General features: G+C 69.3%; 1 protein-coding gene. It reads right to left on the reverse strand.

The features are described 5' to 3' along the window. Window positions 1–124: 124 nt before the first annotated feature. Entirely contained in the window at window positions 125–1,387 is a 1,263-nt protein-coding gene (locus ABTY98_RS42175; protein ID WP_502994508.1) for an IS701 family transposase, read from the reverse strand. Between the last annotated feature and the right edge of the window lie 66 nt (window positions 1,388–1,453).

Consider the following 1,453-nt stretch of genomic DNA (forward strand, 5'->3'; position numbering starts at 1 on the left):
CTAGTAGGGCTTTGTTAGGTTCTGTGGTGGGCTTCGGGTGTGGGGGCGGGCTGGCCGCATATCGAGCAGGCGCCGGTCCAGGTGGCCAGGATCTTCTGTAACTCGCGGAGGACCGCGTAGAGGGTCAGGCCGGCGCAAGGACTTTTGGGTCGAGCCTGAGCATGGTGCAGAAGGCCTGGGCGAGGGCGGCCAGGGTCACGTGCCGGTGCCAGCCGAGGTAGCTGCGGCCTTCGAAGTGGTCCAGCCCGAGGCCGTCCTTGAGCTCGCGGTAATCGTGCTCGACCCGCCAGCGGATCTTGGCGATGCGGACCAGTTCACGCAGCGGGGTGTCGGCGGGCAGGGTGGACAGCCAGTAGTCGGTGGGCTCGGCGGCGCCGGGTGGCCATTCGGCCAGCAGCCAGCATTCGGGCAGCGAGCCGTCCACATCACGGGGGATGTCGCGGTTGGCCGGGCGCACGCGCAGGGCCACGAAGCGCGAGCGCATGTCGGCTCGTGGGTTGCGCGGGCCGGTCTTGGTGCCCTGTCGCCAGGTGACGGTGCGGGCGGCGCTCCGCCCGGCGGCCAGGATGAGGGCGCGCAGTGTGCTGTGCGGCATCGGGTAGGCCGAGCGGGGCGGGCGGCCCCGGCCGCTGTAGGGCGGTCGCTCGGGCACGGCCTCGCCAGGGTAGGCGGTCGTGGTGCCCTTGACGGCGACCGCGTAGAGCAGATCACGCTCGGTCAGGCCCAGGCGGAAGCCGGTTGCGTCGCCGTAACCGGCATCGGCGACCACCGGCAGGTCGGGCAGTTCCCACTGGTCGCGGACTTCGTCAAGCATCTCAAGCGCCTGGCGCCACTTCTCTTCGTGGCGGACCTGGTCGGGGATGCCTGCTCGTCGGCGGCGTCGGCGGATCGCCTCGGCCAGCAGACTGTCGTCCGCTGCGGCGGCATCGTCCCAGCTGTCCGGGATGAACAGCCGCCAGTTGACGGCGGCCGAGGCGTGGTCGCTGACCAGGTTGACACTCACGCCTATCTGGCAGTTGCCGCGCTTGCCCAAGGCGCCGCAATACATCCGGGCCACCCCGGGAGAGTCGTACCCGTCCTTGGGGAAGCCGGTGTCGTCGATCGCATACGCCTCCGGGGCGATATGCGCCGCCGCCCACCGGGCAACCCGCCGCCGCACCTCGACATAGTCCCAGGTGGAGGAGGAGATGAACTGCTGCAGCTGCTGGTGGTCCACGCCCAGGCGCTCGGCCATCGGCAGCATCGACTTGCGTTTGCCGTCCAGCATCAGCCCGCGCACATACAGCCCGCCCTTGGCCCGCTGATCCCGCCGCGCGAGCGAACCGAGCATCTCGGCCGCGAACGCCTCCAAGCGCGGACGGACCTCGTCCATCTCCTCAGGTGTCACACCTGATACAAGATCACAGGCTACTCGTAGAACGGCAGTTGGGGTACCTAACAAAGCCCTACTAGG

The organism is Streptomyces sp. NPDC096040, from assembly GCF_040303265.1.
Classification (GTDB): Bacteria; Actinomycetota; Actinomycetes; order Streptomycetales; family Streptomycetaceae; genus Streptomyces.